Here is a 19,260-nt window from a genome sequence, read left to right as displayed (position 1 = left end):
TTTTATAGCTCTTTTCTTTTAATTGCCTCCATCATAAAGCATTCAATGATGTCGCCTTCTTTAATATTATTAAATTTATCTACAGTTAAACCACATTCATACCCAGCATTAACTTCTTTTGCATCATCTTTAAATCTCTTTAATGATGATAAAGTAGATTCAAAAATAACTATTCCATCTCTTATAACTCTTGTTTCAGCATTTCTTTGAAGCTTACCATCTAATACATACGTACCAGCAATTGTTCCAACATTTGAAATCTTGTAAGTTTCTCTTATTTCTGCTCTTCCTAATATAACTTCCTTATATTCAGGTTCTAACATACCTATCATAGCTGATTTAATATCATCAATCGCATCATAGATTATTCTATAAGTTTTTATATCTACGCCCTCTTTATCAGCTTGAGCTATAGCATTATTATCTGGTCTTACATTAAATCCTATAACTATAGCATTTGAAGCAGTTGCTAAAGTTATATCAGTTTCTGTAATTGCACCAACAGCGCCATGAATTACTCTTACTTTAACATCATCAGTTGAAAGTTTTTCTAAAGATTGATTAATAGCTTGAACAGAACCTTGAACATCTGCTTTAACTATTACTGCAAGTTCTTTAACTTTTCCTTCTCTTATTTGGTTATATAAATCTTCTAATGAAACTCTATGATTGCTCATTAATGATTGAACTTTTTCCTTTTGTTTTCTTGCATCAGCCATTATTCTAGCAGTCTTTTCATCTTTTACTTGGTGGAATCTATCTCCAGCTTCTGGAACTTCTGAAAGTCCTAGTACTTCTACTGGAATTGATGGGCCTGCAGATTTAATCTTCTTACCTCTATCATCAAACATCGCTCTTATTCTACCATATGTAGATCCAACCATGATTGAATCTCCAACATGTAAAGTTCCGTTTTGAACTAATAAACTTGCAACTGAACCTCTACCTTTATCAAGTTTAGCCTCTATTACAGTTCCTTTTGCTTTTCTATCTTTATTAGCTTTAAGTTCAAGCATTTCAGCTGTAAGAAGAACCATTTCAAGTAGCTTATCAATATTTAAGTTTTCTCTTGCAGATACTTCTTCACATATAGTATCTCCACCCCACTCTTCTACTACTAATCCATGTTCTGTTAATTCTTGTTTAACTCTATCTGGATTTGCACCTGGTTTATCAATTTTGTTTATTGCAACAACTATTGGTACTCCAGCTGCCTTACAGTGATCAATTGCTTCTTTAGTTTGAGGCATAATACCATCATCCGCTGCAACAACTAATATAACAACATCTGTTACTTGTGCTCCACGAGCTCTCATAGCTGTAAATGCTTCATGTCCTGGAGTATCTAAAAATGTGATTTCTTCTCCATTTAACTTAATTGTATAAGCACCAATATGTTGAGTAATTCCGCCAGCTTCTGAATCAGTAACTTTTGCTTTTCTTATAGCATCAAGTAATGATGTCTTACCATGGTCAACATGACCCATAACTGTTACTATTGGTGGTCTCTTTGAAAGATTTTCTTCTTCATCTTCTTCAATTTCAACAACTTCAAGTTCTTCACTAATCTCTTTTTTAGTTACTAATACTTCATATTCTGCACATACTTTTTCAGCTGTTGCATAATCTACTTCTTGGTTTATGCCAGCCATAACACCTGAGAAGATTAATGTTCTAATAACATCATTTGAAGGTTTATTTAGCTTTTCAGCTAATTCCTTAACAGTAATAGTTTCTCCGATTTCAATCATCATTTGAATTTCATCCATATTTTCTTTACCTTCATCCTTATCTTCTCTTTTTAATTTTTTCTTTTTCTTTTGTCCTTTATTAAGTTCATCAGCTAAAATTTCTTCATACTCATCAACTAAAGTCTTTGACTCTTCTTTTGAAGATGTTTCTTCGTTATCAGAAGATTTTGTTGCAATTAATTCTTTTATTAATTTAGCTTCTTCATCCTCAATAGTACTCATATGGTTTTTTACTTCAACACCAAATTCATCCATTAGTAAAGTTATCAAATCTTTCGAACTTATATTAAGCTCTTTTGCTAATTCATATACTCTTATTTTTGACATAAAGTCACCCCCGTTATTATTATCTACTCATATATTTCGTCTCCTCCTCATATAATGTTAGTAATTTCTTTGCCATATTGTTATCTAGAATTCCTAAAATCATAATCTCATCACGACCAAGTGGAATACCCAATTGTTCTTTGGAGAAATTTTCAATATATGGTACATTTTTTTGACTACAATGTTTTTTAAATTTTTCTTTAGACGACTCTGATAAATCATTAGATATTATAAATAAATAGATTTTTGTTTTATTTCTTAAATCATCACATTTACTATATCCTTGCAGTAAATTTCCTGACTTTTTTACAATTCCTAAAAAATTAAAAAACTTATTCATTTCCTATTTCATCCTTTAGTCTTTCATAAATTTCTTCACTTATAGGACTTTCTAAGTTTCTGCTTAACCTTTTAGCTTTAAATGCCTTTTCAAAGCACGTTATATCCTTACAGATATACGCTCCTCTTCCAGACTTTTTGCCAGTTAAGTCAACTGAGATATCCCCTTCAGGGCTTTTAACTATCCTGATTAATTCTTTTTTTGGCTTCATTTCCATGCAACCAGTACACATCCTTAGAGGAATCTTCTTAACCTTCATTAAAAGCACCTCTCTATTCTTCTATTTCTTCACTTTGACTTTCTATTTCACTTAAATCTGTTACAACCTCTTCGTCTATAACTAAATCCTCATTATTTAAAAGTCTTTCTTCTTCTGCATCTAAAGCTTCTTTTTGTGATTTACTTTTTATATCTATTTTCCAATTTGTAAGTTTTGCTGCAAGTCTTACATTTTGACCTTCTTTACCAATTGCTAAAGAAAGTTGATTATCATCTACTACTATTCTAGCAGATTTAGTGTTTTCATCAACTTCAGCACTTAATACTTTTGCTGGACTTAAAGCATTAGAGATAAATTCTCCTGGATCTTTACTCCATTTAATTATATCTATTTTTTCATTTCTAAGTTCATTAACTATATTTTGTACTCTTACTCCCTTAGGTCCTACACAAGCACCCATTGGATCTACTTCTTCATCATTAGAATAAACTGCAATTTTACTTCTTGAACCTGCTTCTCTTGAAATACTTTTAATCTCAACTACCCCGTTAAAGATTTCTGGAACTTCAAGTTCAAATAATCTCTTTACAAGTCCTGGATGAGTCCTAGATACATGAATTTGAGCTCCCTTTGAAGTATTTTTTACTTCAACTATATATAATTTTAATTTTTCATTAAATTTATATTCTTCATTTGACATTTGTTCATTCGGTCCAATTATTCCTTCTAATTTACCTAAAGTAACAAAAACCATGCCTTTATCTTTCCTTAGTATAGTTCCTGTTATTATGTCAAATTCTTGCTGTTTATATTCATCATATATTATGTTTCTTTCAGCTTCTTTAATTCTTTGTGTAACTACTTGCTTAGCAAGTTGAGCTGCTACTCTTCCGAAATTTTTAGGAGTTACTTCTAAATCCACAATATCATCTACTTCGTTTTTAGGATTTAATTCTTTTGCTTCTTCTAATGAAATTTCGGTTACTTCATCATATACTTCATCAACTACTACTTTTTGAGCATATACGTGAATTTCACCACTTTCCCTATTAATGCTTATTTTCACATTTTGTGCAGATGTATTTAAATTTGCATAATTCTTTTTATATGCTGCAACCATAGCATCTTCAATAGTTGTAAAAAGTAAATCTTCACAGATTCCCTTTTCCTTTACTATCTCCTTAAGAGCGCCTATAAACTCTTCATTCATTTCTTATATCCTCCTCGTTATATTTCCCCTTCTAAATTTGCACATTTTATTTTTTCATGTGGGACTTTAACTTCTGTTTCTGCCTCAACTATTATAAAATCTTCTACTATATCTTTTAATATTCCCTTTATATTTTTCATTCCATTAAAGGAACCATTAAATCTTACTAATACTTCTCTTCCAATAAACTTTTTAAAATGTTCTTCTTTATAAAGACCTCTATTAAGCCCTGGTGAAGAAACTTCTAAATAATATGAACCTTCAATTGGATCTTCTACATCTAATGTTTCGCTAACTCTTCTAGAAACAGCTTCACAATCACTTAGTGAAATATTTCCTTCTGGTTTATCTATATAGATTCTTAAATAGAATTCTCCATTTTCTTTTATATATTCTACATGATATAACTCATATGATAATTCTAAAGTAATTGGTTTTACCAATGCTTCAATCTTTTCAATTAAAATATCTTTCTTCAATTCTCTAAACCTCCCTTTCAATATTCAATTTTTAATGTGCATACATATTTTGTTTTTAATTATAAATTTGTAATCAAAAACGCAACTATCTAAAGTAGTTGCGTTACAAACAGAAAGAGCGGGCAAACCTTCCCACTCACTTTTTTAATCTATTTCCATTAAAAACTACTTACATCATATCACAAACGATAATACAATACAAGGGCTTATACGTAAAACTGTCAAATCTTAACCTTTAAGCATTAAAAAAACAATAAATGGTCATTAAAATAAAGATAATTGATTTGTTTCAGATAGTCCTTCTAAACATCCATGATTACTTAAAGTTTCTATTACAGTCTTTGAAACCTTTGCTCTTAATCTCAAATCTTCTTTTGAAATAAATTCTCCATTTACTCTTTCTTGTACTATACTCTTTGCAGCATTATCTCCAACACCTTGGAGTGCATTTAATGGAGGTCTAAGCATTTCACCTTCAATTATAAACTTAGTTGCTTCTGATTTATATAAATCAACTCTTAAAAATTTTATTCCTCTTTTATTCATCTCAAATGATAGCTCCAATATTGTAATAAGTCCTTTGTCTTTTACTGTTGCTTTATTACCAAATTCATATAATTCCTGCAACTTATTATGAATTGCACCTTCTCCACTACATATTAAATCAGCATCAAAGTCATCTGCTCTAACTGTAAAATAAGTAGCATAATAAGCCTGTGGATAATACACTTTGTAATATGCTATTCTAACTGCCATCATTACATAAGCAACAGCATGACCTTTAGGAAACATATACTTTATTTTTTTACATGAATCAATATACCAATCAGGAACCTTATGTTCTTTCATTATTTTCTCATCATCTTCTGAAAGACCTTTTCCTTTTCTAACTTTTTCCATTATAGTAAATGCTACTTTTGGTGGTAATTCCTTATACATCAGATAAACCATAATATCATCTCTTGTTGCTATACAATCTTTCAGTGTGGTAAATCCTTCTTTTATATAATATTGTGCATTATTAAGCCAAACATCCGTACCATGTGATAATCCTGATATTCTAACTAAATCTGCAAAACTTTTAGGCTGAGTATCCACAAGCATTCCCCTTACAAATTTCGTTCCAAACTCAGGAAGTCCATAACTTCCAACTTCACATTCTAATTCTTCTTTTGTAACACCTAAAGCTTCAGGTGATATAAAAAGACTCATAACCTTCTCATCATTTAAAGGTATTGTCTTAGGATCTAACCCCGTTAAATCTTGTAACATTCTAAGCACAGTAGGATCATCATGCCCTAATATATCTAATTTTAATAATCTACCACTTATTGAATGATAGTCAAAATGAGTAGTTACAATATCCGTATCATTATCATCTGCTGGATGCTGAATTGGACAAAAATTATAAATTTCATTATCTGAAGGTACAACCATAATTCCACCTGGATGTTGTCCTGTAGTTCTTTTTATTCCTGTACATCCCATTGTAAGCCTTTCTATTTCAGCTTGTGATGCTCTAATTTCTCTCTCATCTAGATATTTTTTTACATATCCATATGCAGTTTTTTCCGCAACAGTTCCTATTGTACCAGCTTTAAATGTATGTCCTTTACCAAATAAAACTTCTGTATATCTATGAACAACGCCTTGATATTCACCTGAAAAGTTAAGGTCAATGTCAGGTTCTTTATCACCTTCAAAGCCTAAAAATGTTTCAAATGGTATATCATGACCATCTTTTTTATATGGAATATTGCAGTCCGGGCAATTTTTGTCTGGCAAATCAGCTCCAGAACTTACCGAACCATCTAAAAAGAATTCTGATTTTTTACATTTTGTACAAACATAATGTGGTGGTAATCCATTAACTTCAGTAATATCTGACATAGTAGCTACAAATGAAGATCCAACAGATCCTCTTGATCCAACTAAATATCCATCTTCTGTAGATTTTGCAACAAGCTTTTGAGCTATTAGATAAAGTACAGCATATCCATTATTTATTATAGAATTAAGTTCTTTATCTAGTCTCTTTTGAACAACCTCTGGAAGAACTTCTCCATATATGTCATGAACTTTTTTCAAAGTCATATTTTTAATATCTTCTTCAGCACCTTCTATTTTAGGTGGATAAGTTTCATCGGGAATAGGTTTTAAAACATTAATACTATCTGATATTTTTTTAGGATTATAAATAACAACTTCTTTTGCAATGTCTTCTCCTAAATAAGAAAATTCATTTAACATTTCTTCAGTTGTTTTTAAATAAAGGGGAGGCTGTTTATCAGCATCACTAAATCCTTGTCCTGCCATAATTATTTTCCTAAAAGCCTCATCGTTAGGATTTAAAAAATGAACATCACCTGTAGCAACAGTTGGTTTGTTACATTCTTTACCTAATCTATATATTCTTTTATTTATATTTCTCAGTTCTTCTTCATCTCTTACTGATCCTTTAACAAGAAGAAAATTATTATTTGCAATAGGCTGAATCTCTAAGTAATCATAAAACTCTATAATTTCTTTTAATTCTTGATCACTACGCCCATCTAAAATAGCCCTATATAATTCTCCTGCTTCACAAGCTGAACCTATTATAAGTCCTTCTCTCATTTCAGAAAGTAAAGTTTTAGGCGTTCTAGGTCTTCTAAAAAAGTTATTTATATGAGCTTCTGATACTAATTTATAAAGATTTTTTAATCCCTCTTGAGTTTTAGCTAAAATAATTATATGATACGTTGGTTGTTTTTTTATATCAACCTTTGACAAAAACAATTCATTTAATGACCTCAAATCTTGTATTTCATAATCCTCTTGTATCTTTTCAAAGGACTTTAGAAGTATTTCTGCTGTTGCTTTAGCATCATCTATTGCTCTATGATGATTTTCTAGCGAAATCCCTAAATATTTTGCAACTATATTTAGTTTAACCTTCTTTAATTCAGGATATAAAAATCTAGCTAAGGTAACTGTATCCATTATTGGTAAGTCAAACATGATTCCTAAATCCCTGCAGTTTTTCTTTATAAATCCTGTATCAAACGAAGCATTGTGAGCTACTATTACACATTCTCCACAAAACTCCATAAATTTTGGAAGTACATTTTGAATATTTTCTTCATTCTTTACCATATCACTATTTATACTTGTTAACTCAGTAATTTTATAAGGAATATCTCTTTCTGGATTAACAAAACAACTAAATTTATCTATAACTTCTCCATTTTTAATTTTAACTGCACCAATCTCTATTATTTTATCATTAACTGGTGAAAAACCTGTGGTTTCTATATCAAAAACCACAAATGTGTCTTCTAATGAATTTCCTTTTTCATTTATTACAATTGGAACTCCATTATCAACTAAATATCCTTCCACTCCATAAAGTATTTTTATTTTATTCTTTTTTGAAGCAGTCTGTGCTTCTGGATAAGCTTGAACTACGCCATGATCTGTTATTGCAATTGCCTCATGACCCCATTTGGAAGCTGTTTCAATTAGTTTAGATGCGCATGTTATTCCATCCATACTACTCATATTAGTATGTAAATGTAATTCTATTCTCTTTTCCCTTGCTCCATCCATTCTATTAATTTTCTTCATTTTAGCTATGTCTCTACCCATTATTACAACTTCTCTAGCATATGTATCATACACAGCTTCTCCTCTAACTTTGCAGTAGAGCCCTTTTTTAACCTCATCTAGGACACTTTCTTTATCTTGTGACTTTAGGAAACACTTGACTGTAATTGAGCTAGTATAATCTGTAACATAAAATGTTAGAATAGTTTTTCCTGTCTTTGTTTCAATAATATCAGTTTTAAATACTTCTCCAATTATTGCAACATAACCTGTTGTTTCATCTATATCCTTTATACTTGTAGCTTCAATCTTGATAGACCTTCCAAGAATAGTATTTTCATCTTTAGGTTCTTTCTTATATGATGAATAATCGCTTTTATTCTCATTCCTCTTATAGTAATTATCTTTTTTATCATTATTCTGTGAAGTATTGTTAGGTTTATTTTCTTTGTATACTTCTCTATTATTCATAACTTCTTTTATTATTTTAAGATTTTCTTGTTTTTTCGTAGTTTCATATTCTTCATTTATTAATAAAGTATCATCAAACTTAAAATTCACTTTAGTACAAACATTAAAAATATCATTAATATTTGTTGCTAATAATAAATTAATTTTTTTATTTAAAACATGATTTAACAATGTTTGATTTCCAGAGTATATATTTATCATGTTATTTTCAATTTTTCTATTTTGGGAATATAACATAGGACGACATAATGGAAATTTTTTAGCTATCTCTTCAGCAACATTAAACCAATGCTTCTCATTAATTTCTTCTAATGATACATTAGTTACATCTTTATAACATAGAAGTTCTATGTTTATATCAAAACCTAAATTCTTTATAATTAATCTTTTTAACTTTTCTTCTTCTTGGCTATTTAGTGATTCCATTGATTTTAATATAACTTTAAGAATACCACTTCTTTTATAAAACTGGAATCTCAAAAGCTGTATCTGTTTGTCTTCTAACGATTCATTCTTATTTATTTCTTTTGTTAACTTCTGTATGAATTCTTGACTCAAAGAACCACTCTCCTTTCTACAAATAAATAGAGGGATTTATATCCCTCTAAAAATGCAACTTATATTTTAGTCATCTTCAAATAACTAACTAGTCAGTATTATTGTCTTTTTTGAACTTCTAAAGATTATTTATTTCATCCATAAGTGCATCTATTAATTCTTCTTCTTTCACTTTCTTTATTATCTGGCCTTTTTTAAATATAATTCCTTCACCTTTTCCTCCTGCAATTCCAATATCTGCTTCTCTAGCTTCTCCAGGTCCGTTTACAACACAACCCATAACTGCCACTTTAATATTTTTATCACAAGTTTCAAGTCTTTTTTCAACTTCACTCGCAATCTTAATAAGGTTTATTTGTGTTCTTCCACATGTAGGACAAGACACAAAATTAACTCCACCTTTTTTAAGTCCTAAAGCTTTAAGAATTTCTAATCCAACTTTCACCTCTTCAACAGGATCACTAGTTAAAGATACCCTTATAGTATCTCCTATCCCCTCTGCAAGAAGAGTTCCTATTCCTATACTTGATTTAATTGTTCCCTTATAAACAGTTCCTGCTTCTGTAACACCTAAATGAAGAGGATAATTACATTTTTCACTCATTAACCTATAGCAATCTATCATCATGTTTACATTTGAAGACTTTATTGAAATAACTATATCGTAAAAATCCAATTCTTCTAGTATTTTGACATGCCTTAAAGCACTTTCAACTAACCCTTCTGCTGTTGGTTTTCCGTTTCTTTCTAAAATATCTTTTTCTAAAGAACCAGAATTAACACCTATTCTTATTGGTATTTGCTTTTCCTTACATGCATTAGCGACTGCTTTAATTCTTTCAATACTTCCTATATTTCCAGGATTAATTCTTAATGCAGATACTCCACTTTCAATTGATTGTAATGCTAACTTATAATCAAAATGTATATCAGCTACTACTGGTATTGGTGATTTTTCAGTTATTTCTTTTAAGGCTTTTACTGCTTCTAAATCTAACACCGCACATCTTACTATGTCACAACCTGCTTTATATAATAAATTTATTTGATTTAATGTGTTTTCCACATCTCTTGTATCCGTATTAGTCATAGATTGAACAGTAATTGGAGCATCTCCTCCAACATATGTATTTCCAACCTTAACTTTTCTTGAAGTTCTTCTTTCCATTACATCCATCTCCTAAAACTTAAATGGGAATATAATATCCTTTATGGTTACCAAAATCATGAGTCCTATCAGCACAATAAATCCTAAATAGTTTAATGTCCCTACAATCTTATCTGGAACTTTTCTTCTTGTTATTAATTCAATTAATAAAATTACAGTCCAACCGCCATCTAATGCTGGAAATGGTAACATATTAAATACAGCTAAATTAACACTTATATAACCTACAAAATTTACCAAATCCCAAATACTACTTTTAGCTGTTGCTGCTGACATTTTAACTATTGTAAGAGGTCCACCTACATCAGTTTTAAGATTTGCTTTTCCGGTAAATATCGTCTTAAGCCCCTTAAAAGTTACAGAAACCAATGATGTAGTTTGTCTAAAGCTTTGTTTTACACTAGATCCCCATGTATGATTTTTTTCTGTCTCAAAACCAAGTCCAATTTTTAAATTTCCTTCTGCATTTTTTTGTGGAGTTACTGTAACACTTTTAATTTCTCCATCTCTTTTTATTGAAAAATCCATAGAATTCCCTTTTGACAAAAGTACTTCAGAAGTAACATCAATAGTTGAAAATACTTTAGATTTGTCAATTTTTAATATTTCATCTCCATTTTGTAATCCTGCTTCATACGCTGGAGTTCCAGGTTCAATTCCTGCTGCTACTGGCAATGCATATCCAAAATTATGCAAAGTACAAGTGAATATAATTATAGCTAAAATATAATTCATAATTGCTCCAGCAATTATAATACTTATTCTTCTTAGTGGTGATTTAGCTGAAAAACTTCTTTCATCCTCAACATCTTCTTCTTCACCCATCATTTTTACATATCCACCTATTGGAAAAATTCCTAGTGAATACTTAGTTTCTTTGCCTTGTCTAGATAATATCTTTGGTCCCATACCAATTGAAAATTCATCAACTTTTACTCCATTTAATTTTGCTAAAGCGAAATGTCCAAATTCATGAACTATTATTAAAACTCCAAAAGCTAATATTGCTAAAACTATATACATTCTATTCCATCCTTCCCTATATGCTACTTACTACATATTCTTTAACTCTTTTGTCTAAATCAATTATATTTTTTAGTGTTAAAGGTTTATCTATCTCACTTTTAAATACTTCCATTGATTTTTCTATAATATCTGCTATGTTTAAAAATTTTATCTTCTTATTTAAAAATAATTCTACTGCTGCTTCATTAGCTCCATTTAAAATAGTTGGCATAAGTCCTCCTATTTTTCCTGCTTTATATGCTAATAATAACGGCTTAAATGTTTGCAAATCAGGTTTTTCAAAGGTTAATTTTGATACTTCATAAAAATCTAAAGTATCTGCAATTAAATTTTTTCGTTCTGTATAATTAAGTGCATATTGTATTGGTAATCTCATATCTTGTGCACCTAATTGTGCAATAATACTTGCATCACTATATTCAACCATTGAATGTACAATACTTTCAGGATGTACTACTACTTGTATATTTTCATAATCACAATCAAAAAGCCAATGCGCTTCTATTACTTCCAAACCTTTATTCATTAAGGTTGCAGAATCTATAGATATTTTTCTTCCCATATTCCATTTGGGATGCTTTAGTGCATCTTCTACCTGTATATTTTTTAGATCTTCTAATTTTTTCCCTCTAAAAGGGCCACCTGATGCAGTTAATATTATTTTTTTAAGCGTTCTTAAATCATTTCCTCTTAAAGATTGAAAAATAGCACTATGCTCTGAGTCTACAGGAAGTATCTTAACTCCATACTTTTTAGCTTCACTCATAACAAGCTCTCCTGCAACAACCAAGGTTTCTTTATTTGCTAACGCTATATCTTTTTTTGCTTTTATAGCTTCTAAAGTAGGTTCCAACCCTATCATACCAACTAAAGATGTCATTACTATGTCAATTTCATCTAGTGAAGCTATTTTATTAAGACCTTCAATTCCTGAAAAAACCGTAGTTTGTTTATCATTTTCTATGCAATATTTTTTAACTTCATCTGCACACTCTAGATTCATCATTCCTACATATGGAGGATTAAACTCATCAATTATTTCAATTATTTTATTCACCGAAGAATTAGCTGTCGCACCAATTAGCTTTAATTCCCCTTTTGATTTTTTAATTACGTTTAAGGTTTGGGTTCCAATTGAACCTGTTACACCTAATATAGAGAGTCTCTTCATTTTCATCCTCCTAAAACTGTATTACTGACATTGAAACACTAATAAAACAGCGTTATTTTACAATGCCTTAACTAGAACTATAAATTATTTCTTTTGCTAAAATACTATACATTGGTCCAACTAATATACCTAAAATCCCAAAAACTTCTACCCCAATATATATAGAAATTAATACTAATAAGGGGTGTATATCTAGTTTATCACTCAAAAATTTTGCTTCTAAAATTTCCCTTATTACTTGAACTAATATATATAAACACATAAGTCCAAATGCGAGTAGAAAATTCTTCATTATAATATTGTATATTATAATTGGAATAAATACAATTATAGTTCCTACATAAGGTAATATGTCTAAAGCACCACATAAAATTCCTAAAATAAATGGATTTGATATTCTAAGTATTGAAAAACCAATTATAATTTCTAAAGTAGATATTAATACTAAGATAATTTCTATTATAAACATTTGACTAAAGTTTTCTTTTTGTTTTTTTATTTTTAGCATTATATCCTTAGGAAACAGTATAAGAATTAACTCCCTTAACTTTTCTCTATCTACTAATACAAAAAAAGCAGATATATTTCCTATAAAGTATGCAATAACACCCTCTCCAGTTGTTAGTGCACCTCTTCTTATGCTTTCTTGATTAATTATAGAAAGCACACTTTTCCCTATTTTAATGTTTTTGATATCTAAATTCAAAGCAGAATATATATCTTGAATAAACTTATTTATGTTCTCAATATTAGTTAAATATATTTTTTGGAATATATCAAAAATTCCACTACCTAAATACAAAAGAATTAAAATCAATAAAATATTTATTATTACAATACTTAATGCACCAGCTATCTTATCTGGAATATTTATTTTAATCATAAATTTATACACCGGATTAGCTATTAAAAACATAATAATCATAGACAAAAATGGTTTAAAATAATATTTTATAATGTATGTTGTTATAAGCATTACTAAGAGTAATATTATTAATGATAAAATCTTTTTATATTTTTTTAAAATATTATTCACCATCCTTAAAGCATTTTTATAATATATGCTTTAAATACTTTTTAAATGTTCCATAATATATTAAAGTCATTTAAAATATTAAATGTATTTTTATAAATATAGACATGTTTCTAAAGATAAATCTATGTTTTAAAATAATATTGACATTGTAATATAAAGCTCATTCACGGTTAACTTCACTTAGGAAATTTTACTCATATGCATTCACTGAGTAAGTTCGAGCAACAAAATATACAATTTTTTATTCTCACTTAAAACATAGCAAAAGATAAAAAAAGAACTCTTGTGAGTCCTTCAATTTAATTATCGTCTTTATATTCTTGACAATATATGAAATTATTAAATTTATTACCATTATATTAAAACAAGATAATATGTTAATAAATTATCTAATTTCCCTATTAATTATATATATATATTAAAAAATTCTTAGCTTTTTTATTATGCTTTATATCATAAAACTTCACCAGATATTTTATGATATATATCTTTCTTTTATTTCTATTTTACATTCATTTTATTGTTACACTACAAGTGTATAACTTTCATTCATTATGCTATTAACATTATTAAAGAATTCTTTAATTAAAGCATATGAAAAAAAATAACAAGTCAAAATGCGACATATATTTTTTCTTAAAACGAGATACCCCTTTACGAGTCCAGCTTCCTTATGACGCAAAATAGACTAACTGACTTACTTGTTATTTTTTTAATATACCTAAATTGAAACTACAAATGTTAAATAATAAAATACTACTGTTGATGAAAAAATTATGCTATCAAATCTATCAAGTATTCCACCATGTCCAGGAATAAGATTACTATAATCTTTTATTCCACAATATCTTTTAATTGAAGAAGCAACTAAATCTCCAAATTGACTAAATACTCCACATAGCGCCCCTATAATAAAGTAATGATACAATGGCATAATAGCCACGTACTTATTAACAATAATACCAAAAATTCCACAAAATAAAACTGAGCCTAAAAGTCCTCCTATAGAACCCTCTATAGTTTTTTTGGGTGAAACTTTAGGACAAAGTTTATTTTTACCTAAAAATTTTCCACAATAAAATGCACTTGTATCAGTCATCCATGAGCCTATAAATATAAGCCACACTAAAAATTGTCCTGAAGGTTTTATATTAACTAAATATAAAAAGCTAAATAAAATACCTGCATAAATAAACCCTAACAATGTTAGAGAAACATCTATAAAAGTATACTTTAAATTCACAACAGGTATAATAAGTAAAATAAACACAGAAATTACAGTAATATACATCATGCTGTTAAAATCATTGTTTAAAATATAATATATTATAAGAAGTGCATATCCTATTAATGATAATGGTTTAAACTCTTTTTTCTTCAATGCACTATAAAATTCCCAAAGTCCTATTGCTGATAATAAAAGAACAAAGGATTTAAGATAAATTCCTCCAAGAAAAACAAATATTATAAACGGAGCAATCATAAGTGCACCTAAATACCTATTATTAGATTTCAAAAAATAATCACTCCTTTTATTTTATTCCACCAAATCTTCTATCTCTATTTTGATAATCAAATATTGCCTTTTGTAAATCCTCTTTTGTAAAGTCAGGCCAAGCTATATCAGAATACCAAAATTCTGAATAAGCACATTGCCATAATAAAAAATTACTAAGTCTTTTTTCTCCAGAAGGTCTAATAATCAAATCTGGATCTGGCATACCTTTAGTATATATGTAATTTGATATTAACTCTTCATTAATATCTTCATTTTTTATTTTTTGTTTTTCTAAATCATTTGCAATAAGTTTAACTGCTCTAACTAATTCATCTCTTCCACCATAATTTAATGCAAGATTCAAATTTATATCAACATTCTCACTTGTTATTTTCACAGCTCGCTTCAACTCATTTTGACACTCTATAGGAAATTTACTAATGTCTCCAAGTACATTTATCTTCACTCCATTTTTATTGAGTTCATCTACTTCTTTTTTTAAATATAAAACTAACAGTTGCATCAAAGTACTTAGTTCATCTTTAGGTCTTTTCCAATTTTCAGTTGAAAATGCATATAAAGTTAAGTAACCAACTCCTAGCCTTTTTGATTCTTTGACTATCTTTCTAATAGTCTCAACTCCAGCTTTATGTCCCATACTTCTAGGTAATTTTCTTTTTTTAGCCCAGCGTCCATTTCCATCCATTATTATAGCAATATGTGCTGGTATTTTATTTATGTCCAAAACAAATTCTTTTTGAGAATCTTTTTTAAATTTAAATATATCTAACATATTTATCCCCCTGAAATTAACAATTTAAAGGAAACTTCACTCACATTTGCCTTAAGTGAGTAAGTTTGAGAAAGTAAATATAGTTATTTACTTTCTCATTTAATGAAAAAGCCTGCTAAATAGCAGGCTTTTTGAGATTTAAATTGATATAATCTCTTTTTCTTTTACAGCTATCATATTATCTATTTCTTTTATAATAGCATCTGTTTTCTTTTGAATATCATCTTCAGCTTTTTTAGTTTCATCTTCTGATATATCGCCATCTTTTTTTAATGCTTTTGTCTTTTCATTAGCGTCTCTTCTTATTGATCTAATTGCTACTTTGGCTTCTTCTCCTGTTTTCTTTACTCTTTTTATAAGATTTTTTCTAGTTTCTTCAGTTAGTTCAGCTATAACCAATCTAATTACTGATCCATCATTTGAAGGATTCAAACCTAAGTCTGATTTCAAAATTGCTCTTTCTATATCCTTTAATAGTGGTTTTTCCCATGGTGTTACCATTAATACTCTAGGTTCTGGAGCAGAAACGTTTGCTACTTGTGATAATGGACACATACTTCCATAGTACTCTACTTGAATTCTGTCAAGCATACTTGGATTAGCTCTTCCTGCTTTCATAGTTCCTAAATCTGATTCTAACACAGATATAGTTTTTCCCATTTTTACTTCTGCATTTTTAATGATATCCTTAATCATGATTATCCTCCTATTTCTTTGTTACTAAAGTTCCTATATTTTCACCAGATATTGCTCTTTTAATGTTTCCTGGTTCGTCTAGTCCAAATACAAGTATTGGAATTTGGTTATCCATACATAATGAAGTTGCTGTTGAATCCATTACTTGTAATCCTTGATCTAAAACTTCTATATATGATAGTGTATCATATTTTTTAGCTTCTGGATACTTTTGTGGATCTTTATCATAAACTCCATCAACTTTTTTAGCTAAAAGAATTACATCTGCTTCAATTTCAGCAGCTCTTAAAGCAGCAGTAGTATCAGTTGAAAAATATGGATTTCCTGTTCCGGCTGCAAAAATAACAACTCTTCCTTTTTCTAAATGTCTCATTGCTCTTCTTCTAATAAAAGGTTCTGCGATTTCTTTCATCTCTATAGCAGTTTGAACTCTTGTTTTTACTCCTACTTGTTCTAAAGAATCTTGTAGTGCTAAAGCATTAATACATGTTGCCATCATGCCCATATAATCTGCAGTAGTTCTATCCATACCTTCTCCGCTTCTACCTCTCCAGATATTTCCGCCTCCAACTACAGCACCAACTTCTATTCCCATATCAACTAATTCTTTGATTTCTAAAGCTATTCTTTTAGCCACATTAAAATCAAGTCCAAATCCACTGATTCCTGCTAATGCTTCACCTGAAAGCTTTAAAATTACTCTCTTGTATTTACAATTTGTCATCTAAAACTACCTCCAATTATTATTTAGCAATGATTTTGTTTCTTTAAAAAAAGAGAACACAAGGTGTCCTCTTTAGTTTTTCTATTTTTCTATTTACCTATTTGTCTAGCAACTTCTTCTGCAAAGTTTTCTTCAACCTTCTCGATTCCTTCTCCTCTTTCGTATCTAACATACTTATTAACTGTAATCGAAGAACCAACCTCTTTAGATTTTTCTGCAAGATATTTGCTTATTGACTTATCGCCATCTTTAACCCAAAGTTGTTCAAGAAGACAAACTTCTTTATAATACTTTTGAACTCTTCCCATAACCATTTTTTCAACAATTTTTTCTGGTTTTCCTTCATTTAAAGCTTGAACTCTATAGATTTCTTTTTCTTTTTCAATTGCATCTTGATCTACTTCTTCTTTTGACAAGAATAATGGATTTGCAGCAGCAATTTGCATGCAAAGTTCTTTTGCAACTTCTTCAACTATAGCTGATTCAGTATTACAAGCAACTTCTACTAAAACTCCAATTCTTCCACCACCATGGATATAGCTCTTAACCACACCATTTTCTAATGAGAATTTAACAAATCTTCTTACAGTCATGTTTTCACCAAGTCTAGCGATTAATGCTGTTAATCCTTCAGAAATTGTAGATTCACCATCAATTTTGTCATTAACAAACTCTTCTATTGTTGTAGCATTAGTTGTAACAGCTACTTTAGCTAAAGAGTCAGCAAATGCTATAAAATCTTCATTTGCAGCAACGAAATCTGTTTCACAGTTAAGTTCAACAATAGCTCCATTTTTATTATCTTCTGTAATATATGTTTTAACTAAACCTTCAGCAGCAACTCTTCCTGATTTCTTAGCTGCAGCTGCGAGTCCTTTTTCTCTTAATACTTCGATAGCTTTTTCAATATCACCATCTGTTTCTGTTAAGGCTTTCTTGCAGTCCATCATTCCTGCGCCAGTTCTTTCTCTTAATTCTTTAACTGATTTTGCAGTTATCATTATTAAATTCCTCCTTAATTATCAAGTGACTTTTTTATTTAGTCAGAGTTTTTTTATTTATAAACTTTTCTCTAATCTAAATTTAGAAGAACTTATCTAAGAACATATCACACTTCTTATAACTTCCTTTATATAAAAGTAAGCCTAATTAATGGTACTCTCAGATAAAGGTAACTCTTATCATTTATAGCAGAAGACAAAACAAACAACTTGTTTTGTCTTCCATTTATCTAATTATCTAAATTATTCAGCTAATTCTTCGCCTTGTCTACCTTCCATGATAGCATCAGCCATTTTAGCAGTTATTAACTTAACAGCTCTTATAGCATCATCATTACCAGGAATTACATAGTCAACTTCTTCTGGATCACAGTTAGTATCTACAATAGCAACTACAGGTATTCCAAGAATTTTTGCTTCTAAAATAGCATTCTTTTCTTTTCTTGGATCAACTATAAACATTGCTCCTATATTACTTGCATCTAAATTCTTGATACCACCAAGATTTTTTTCAAGCTTTTCCATTTCTGCCTTTAACTTTATAACTTCTTTTTTAGGAAGAACTTCGAATGTTCCATCTTCTTGCATTGTTTCTATTTCAGCAAGTCTCTTAATTCTTGCTTTGATAGTTGTGAAGTTTGTTAACATTCCACCTAACCATCTGTTGTTTACAAAGTGCATACTACTTCTTATAGCTTCATCTTTAATAGCTTCTTGAGCTTGTTTCTTTGTTCCAACAAAAAGTACATCTTTTCCTTCAGTAGCAACTTCTTTAATGAAGTTATAAGCTTCTTCAGCCTTTTTTACTGTCTTTTGAAGATCTATGATATAAATACCATTTCTTTCTGTGAAAATATATGGAGCCATCTTAGGATTCCATCTTCTTGTTTGGTGTCCAAAATGTACACCTGCTTCTAATAATTGTTTCATTGATATTACTGACATTTTATTACCTCCTTGGTTTTTACCTCCATTATCTTCTACTCATAAACCTTCCCTAAAAAGGGCACCTAATTTACAAATTGGATAATGTGTGTATTTGTTACCTTAAATAGTATAACATAAGGTATTTAAGGTATCAATAAAAAATTTATTTTTTATCATATTTTAATAAAATAACTTAATATAAAGATAAAAGAAGCCAAATAATTTGACTTCTTTTATCTTACACAACTATATAACTTGTCTTAATTTAATATAAACTAT

General features: G+C 29.2%; 16 protein-coding genes. All 16 read right to left on the bottom strand.

The genetic code is table 11. The features are described 5' to 3' along the window. Positions 1 to 2 precede the first annotated feature (2 nt). A complete protein-coding gene (gene infB / locus BM027_RS07545) occupies positions 3 to 2,078 on the bottom strand; it encodes a translation initiation factor IF-2 (RefSeq protein ID WP_090090365.1) in 2,076 nt (691 codons plus the stop codon). A gap of 19 nt (positions 2,079 to 2,097) precedes the next feature. After that, positions 2,098 to 2,418 (bottom strand): ribosomal L7Ae/L30e/S12e/Gadd45 family protein, encoded by a 321-nt coding sequence (locus BM027_RS07540; protein ID WP_090090362.1) that lies wholly within the window; start codon positions 2,416 to 2,418, stop codon positions 2,098 to 2,100. Continuing rightward, on the bottom strand, positions 2,411 to 2,677 hold the full coding sequence (gene rnpM / locus BM027_RS07535; protein WP_090090360.1) for an RNase P modulator RnpM: 267 nt from the start codon (positions 2,675 to 2,677) through the stop codon (positions 2,411 to 2,413). Before rnpM ends, BM027_RS07540 begins: the two co-directional genes overlap by 8 nt. Before the next feature lie 13 nt (positions 2,678 to 2,690). Continuing rightward, positions 2,691 to 3,848: a transcription termination factor NusA gene (nusA, locus tag BM027_RS07530; RefSeq protein WP_090090357.1), complete on the bottom strand. Its 1,158-nt coding sequence runs from the start codon at positions 3,846 to 3,848 to the stop codon at positions 2,691 to 2,693. 17 nt (positions 3,849 to 3,865) lie between these two features. Next, on the bottom strand, positions 3,866 to 4,327 hold the full coding sequence (gene rimP, locus BM027_RS07525) for a ribosome maturation factor RimP (protein ID WP_090090354.1): 462 nt from the start codon (positions 4,325 to 4,327) through the stop codon (positions 3,866 to 3,868). Positions 4,328 to 4,591: 264 nt separating this feature from the next. After that, a complete protein-coding gene (locus tag BM027_RS07520) occupies positions 4,592 to 8,941 on the bottom strand; it encodes a PolC-type DNA polymerase III (protein WP_090090349.1) in 4,350 nt (1,449 codons plus the stop codon). Between the two features lie 118 nt (positions 8,942 to 9,059). Continuing rightward, complete coding sequence (ispG, locus tag BM027_RS07515; protein WP_090090347.1) at positions 9,060 to 10,109, bottom strand: flavodoxin-dependent (E)-4-hydroxy-3-methylbut-2-enyl-diphosphate synthase; 1,050 nt, start codon at positions 10,107 to 10,109, stop codon at positions 9,060 to 9,062. A gap of 12 nt (positions 10,110 to 10,121) precedes the next feature. Beyond that, the gene (locus BM027_RS07510) at positions 10,122 to 11,132 is read right to left on the bottom strand and encodes a M50 family metallopeptidase (RefSeq protein ID WP_090090345.1); all 1,011 of its coding nucleotides are present in this window, start codon (positions 11,130 to 11,132) and stop codon (positions 10,122 to 10,124) included. Between the two features lie 16 nt (positions 11,133 to 11,148). Then, entirely contained in the window at positions 11,149 to 12,306 is a 1,158-nt protein-coding gene (gene dxr, locus BM027_RS07505) for a 1-deoxy-D-xylulose-5-phosphate reductoisomerase (RefSeq protein ID WP_090090342.1), read from the bottom strand. A gap of 67 nt (positions 12,307 to 12,373) precedes the next feature. Further along, positions 12,374 to 13,345 carry an AI-2E family transporter gene (locus tag BM027_RS07500; RefSeq protein ID WP_090090339.1) on the bottom strand — a complete coding sequence of 324 codons (972 nt, stop codon included), beginning with the start codon at positions 13,343 to 13,345 and terminating at the stop codon, positions 12,374 to 12,376. Positions 13,346 to 14,063: 718 nt separating this feature from the next. Continuing rightward, positions 14,064 to 14,858 (bottom strand): phosphatidate cytidylyltransferase, encoded by a 795-nt coding sequence (locus tag BM027_RS07495; RefSeq protein WP_090090336.1) that lies wholly within the window; start codon positions 14,856 to 14,858, stop codon positions 14,064 to 14,066. Between the two features lie 16 nt (positions 14,859 to 14,874). Further along, entirely contained in the window at positions 14,875 to 15,633 is a 759-nt protein-coding gene (locus BM027_RS07490; protein ID WP_090090334.1) for an isoprenyl transferase, read from the bottom strand. Positions 15,634 to 15,771: 138 nt separating this feature from the next. Then, positions 15,772 to 16,329, bottom strand: coding sequence for a ribosome recycling factor (gene frr, locus BM027_RS07485; protein ID WP_090090331.1), 558 nt, complete (start codon positions 16,327 to 16,329; stop codon positions 15,772 to 15,774). Positions 16,330 to 16,339: 10 nt separating this feature from the next. After that, on the bottom strand, positions 16,340 to 17,053 hold the full coding sequence (gene pyrH, locus BM027_RS07480) for a UMP kinase (protein ID WP_090090328.1): 714 nt from the start codon (positions 17,051 to 17,053) through the stop codon (positions 16,340 to 16,342). An 89-nt stretch (positions 17,054 to 17,142) separates the two neighbouring features. Next, the gene (tsf, locus tag BM027_RS07475; protein WP_090090326.1) at positions 17,143 to 18,054 is read right to left on the bottom strand and encodes a translation elongation factor Ts; all 912 of its coding nucleotides are present in this window, start codon (positions 18,052 to 18,054) and stop codon (positions 17,143 to 17,145) included. Positions 18,055 to 18,297: 243 nt separating this feature from the next. Further along, positions 18,298 to 18,999 carry a 30S ribosomal protein S2 gene (gene rpsB / locus BM027_RS07470; protein ID WP_090090324.1) on the bottom strand — a complete coding sequence of 234 codons (702 nt, stop codon included), beginning with the start codon at positions 18,997 to 18,999 and terminating at the stop codon, positions 18,298 to 18,300. Between the last annotated feature and the right edge of the window lie 261 nt (positions 19,000 to 19,260).

Origin of the sequence: Clostridium uliginosum, assembly GCF_900112485.1 — a bacterium.
Lineage (GTDB): Bacteria > Bacillota > Clostridia > Clostridiales > Clostridiaceae > Clostridium > Clostridium uliginosum.
Note: the sequence above shows the minus strand (reverse complement) of the source record. Positions and strands in the feature narration are given on the sequence as shown.